Source organism: Kitasatospora sp. NPDC002522, assembly GCF_053595195.1.
The window spans coordinates 1-3,926 of record NZ_JBSFXE010000097.1 but is presented as its reverse complement, the minus strand read 5'-3'; the positions used below and the strand labels follow the sequence as shown (position 1 = coordinate 3,926).

3 protein-coding genes are annotated in these 3,926 nt (G+C 68.7%); 2 read left to right on the top strand and 1 reads right to left on the bottom strand.

Features of this window, described 5'->3' with window-relative positions; genetic code table 11:
• Positions 1-131 precede the first annotated feature (131 nt).
• Entirely contained in the window at positions 132-1,499 is a 1,368-nt protein-coding gene (locus ACWD4U_RS34605; protein WP_363462249.1) for a glycosyltransferase, read from the bottom strand.
• 210 nt (positions 1,500-1,709) lie between these two features.
• Between ACWD4U_RS34605 and istA the strand changes: the two genes are divergently transcribed.
• Together istA and istB are read left to right on the top strand one after the other, a co-directional pair.
• Positions 1,710-2,957, top strand: coding sequence for an IS21 family transposase (gene istA, locus ACWD4U_RS34600; protein ID WP_363462247.1), 1,248 nt, complete (start codon positions 1,710-1,712; stop codon positions 2,955-2,957).
• A gap of 3 nt (positions 2,958-2,960) precedes the next feature.
• Positions 2,961-3,752 (top strand): IS21-like element helper ATPase IstB, encoded by a 792-nt coding sequence (istB, locus tag ACWD4U_RS34595; protein WP_363462245.1) that lies wholly within the window; start codon positions 2,961-2,963, stop codon positions 3,750-3,752.
• Positions 3,753-3,926: the final 174 nt, after the last annotated feature.

The window sequence follows — 3,926 nt, the reverse complement described above, 5'->3', positions numbered from 1 at the left end:
CAACGAGCCTTCCTACTCGGAGAGTTACGCGATGGATCCTTCATGACCAGGGGTTACGCCAAGATCCCTGCTACACCACTCCACGGGACGCCATCCACAGTTCCCCGGCCCGAGCTTCGGGATGCGCCCGACTACGTCGGATCAGGCGCCCGGTGAGCGCCTGTCATCACGCGGATCAACTGCTCGGCGGCGAACCACGGGCCGACAGCGCGGGCTTGGGTTCGCCGTGCGCGGCTCTCACTCCGGTCTCCTGCCAGCAGGTTCGCCAATGCCGCTCCGGCGTCGGTGACATCGAGGGTGTTCGGGTCCAGTGAGATGCCGAGGCCTGCGCGTTCAAGATCATGGGCGATGGCGAACTGGTCGCTGGAGAAGGGGAGGGCAAGCGCCGGGACGCCGGCTACCACGCATTCCGTGAACGAGTTGTTGCCGCCGTGATGGATCATGGCAGCCGCGTGCGCCAAAATCTCTTGCTGTGGTATAGCCTCGGCGACGCACAACCGGTGTGACGACGCGGTCGCCAGTCGTGGTGCCTGCAGGAGTTCGTCGACGCGGTTGCCTGCCGCGACGATCACGGACGCACCGGTACATGCGAGTGCCGCTTCGGTGACCGTGCGCAGAACGTCAGAGCGAGCCGAGAGGAAGGTACCGAAGGCGACGAGAATCAGTGGCCGTCCGCCGGACGTCAGGCGGTTCACGGTTGTCCGCCACCGGGCGCTGAGGCGTGTCTCCTCCGGCTCGGCTGTGCAGTGCCCGGCGAAGATGGCTTCGGGGCCGGGCGGGGCCGGGCGCAGCCACGGCAGCTCGAGGTAGTTGAACACGATGGCATGAGGAGAGCAGAGGGCGAAGGCCCGGTCCGGGAGAGCCCGTCCGGGTGCTGTCTGGCTGCACACGCGGCGGAAGGCTTCGGTGAACGCCCTGTCGTTGAGGGATACCGCGGTCCGCAGTTCACTGAGGCTGCCAGGGTCGGGTCTGACCGACTCGGGCCAGGCGACCGGCAGCCCGAAGAACGCGTCCGGGTCGGTCGGGATGTAGCTGGGATGGCCTGGGCAGAACGTGGCATAGGGCAAGCCGAGGCAGTGCATGGCCAGGGTCACCGGATAGTTGAGCTGGTCCACCAGGTACCAGTCAGGGCGTGCGCGGCGGTCCAGAGCGCGGATCTCGTCCAGGATGCCGACTGGGTCCGCGAGCATGTCGGCATGTCGGTGCCGCGCCTGGGCGAGCAGGGCGGCGAGCGCACCACTACGGGTGGCATCCAGGAATTCCCTGAGCCGTTCGGCTTCACCGTCTTCTTGTTCCGTGTTCTCCGCGACACCGTCGTTGGCGTTCTTGGTGACGGTGAGCGCGGTGAAGCCCAACCCGTGTCGCCGCGCCAGGTCTGCGAAGGACGGGGCGCAGGCGAGCGTCACTTCGGCGCCGCGCTCGCTCAGTGCGCCACCCAGGACGCTCAGCGGCGTGGCATGGGAGCGGAAGGGCGGGCTGACGACAATCACACGCGGCATGGAGCCCTCCGTCTCTGCACGTTCAGCTCGTCCTGGGGAGTCGACCGAGTGCACGCGCAGGGGTGATCAATGATCCCATGCGCGCCTTTTGCTCACCTTCGGCTGGCCCTGTCCGCGATCTCCCAACCGTGACCCTCTAGCGGTCGATGAAAAGTGACCCCTTCCGTGATCAAGTGATCAGTCTGGCTCTATGCGAGTCAGGAGGAAGAGGTGATTGGCGTGGAGGACTGGGCTGAGATCCGGCGGCTCCATCGCTCGGAGGGCATGTCGATCAAGGGGATCGCGCGGCATCTGGGGATCGCGCGCAACACGGTCCGGCGGGCGGTTGCCAGCGACGATCCGCCGAAGTACCGGCGGGCGCCGAAGGGCTCGATCGTGGATGAAGTGGAGCCTGCGATCCGCGAGTTGCTGGCCGAGTTCCCGCGGATGCCGGCCACCGTGATCGCCGAGCGGATCGGCTGGGAGCGGTCCCTGTCCGTGCTCAAGCGTCGGGTGGCCGAGCTGCGGCCGGTCTATCTCCCGGCGGACCCGGTCTCCCGGACCACGTATCGGCCCGGCGAGCTGGCGCAATGCGACCTGTGGTTCCCGCCCGCGGACATCCCGCTGGGCTTCGGGCAGACCGGCCGGCCGCTGGTGCTGGTCATGGTGGCGGGCTACTCGCGGGTGATCACCGCGCGGATGATTCCGACCCGGCAGGTCGCCGACCTGGTCGCCGGGCACTGGGACCTGCTGTCCGGCTGGCAGGCGGTGCCCAAAGCGCTGGTCTGGGACAACGAACCGGCCGTCGGTCGCAGGCGGGAGGGCAAGGCGGTGTTGACCACGGAGTTCGCCGCACTCGCCGGGCTGCTGGCCTGCAAGATGATCCTGTGTCGGCCCCGGGATCCGGAGACCAAGGGCCTGGTCGAGCGGGCCAACGGCTACCTGGAGACCTCCTTCCTGCCCGGCCGGGTCTTCAGCTCCCCGGCGGACTTCAACGCCCAGCTGACCGCCTGGCTGGAGGTCGCCAACCGGCGCGTCCACCGCACGCTGGAGGCCCGCCCGGCCGACCGGTGGGAGGCGGACCGGGCCGCGATGCTGCCGCTGTCGCCGACGGCCCCGCCACGCTGGTGGCAGACCTCGGTGCGGCTCGGCCGCGACCACTACATCCGCCTGGACACCTGCGACTACTCCGTCCACCCGTCTGCGATCGGCCGGATCGTGCGCGTCGAGGCGGACACCGACTCGGTGCGGGCCTACCTCGATGGTCGCCTCGTCGCCGACCACACGCGCTGCTGGGCCCGCCACCAGACCCTCACCGATCCCGAGCACGCCGCTGAGGCCGCCGTGATGCGCGAGGGCCACCGGCTCGCGCTCGCCCATGGCACCGCGGCCGCGGCGGTCGAGGTCGAAGAACGCGAACTTCCCTCCTACGACCGAGTGTTCCGCCTGATCGAGGGCGGCGCCGGAGCGGACGACTGAACCATGGCCCAACGCTCCGCCCCCACCCGGACCGCCCGCGACCTGAAGGCCGAACTGGCCTTCCTCACCCGCGCCTTGAAGGCACCGAACCTGCTGAACGCGGCCGAGCGGCTGGCCGAACGAGCCACCACCGAGTCCTGGACCCACCAGGAATACCTGGCCGCCTGCCTGCAGCGCGAGGTCGCCGCCCGCGAGAGCCACGGCGGCGAGGGCCGCATCCGAGCCGCCCGGTTCCCCGCCCGCAAGTCCCTGGAGGAGTTCGACTTCACCCACCTGCGCGGCCTCAAACGCGAGGCGGTGACCCACCTGGGCACCCTGGACTTCGTCGCCGCCAAGGAGAACGTGGTCTTCCTCGGCCCGCCCGGCACCGGCAAGACACACCTGGCCATCGCCTTGGGCATCCGCGCCTGCCAGGCCGGCCACCGCGTCGCGTTCGCCACCGCAGCCCAGTGGGTCGACCGCCTGGCCGCCGCCCACACCTCCGGCAAGCTCCAGGACGAACTCACCAAGCTCGCCCGCATCCCGGTTTTGATCATCGATGAGGTCGGCTACATCCCGTTCGAACCGGAGGCCGCGAACCTGTTCTTCCAGCTGATCTCGGGCCGCTACGAACGCGCTTCAGTGATCGTCACCAGCAACAAGGCCTTCGGCCGATGGGGAGAGGTCTTCGGTGACGACACCGTCGCCGCAGCCATGATCGACCGTCTCGTCCACCACGCCGACGTGCTCTCCTTGAAGGGAGACTCCTACCGCCTCAAGGACCGCGACATCGGCCGCACCCCCACGGCGGCCTAGAAACCGGCAAACAAGTCAAAAGGGGTCAAGATTGACCGACCCGAAAGGGGTCCAGGTTCAGCGACCGCCGACAGGCCCCGGTTACGTCCAGGGAAGTGGTGTACGGGTTCCACCCGTTCCGGGGGTTTCGTCCCGGTAGCGGGTGTCGCCTGAAACGTAAGACGGCCACCGGTT

Coding starts and splice junctions, on each gene's coding strand:
- ACWD4U_RS34605 (WP_363462249.1), bottom strand. CDS start 1,499: ATGCCGCGTGTGATTGTCGTCAGCCCGCCCTTCCGCTCCCATGCCACG.
- istB (WP_363462245.1), top strand. CDS start 2,961: ATGGCCCAACGCTCCGCCCCCACCCGGACCGCCCGCGACCTGAAGGCC.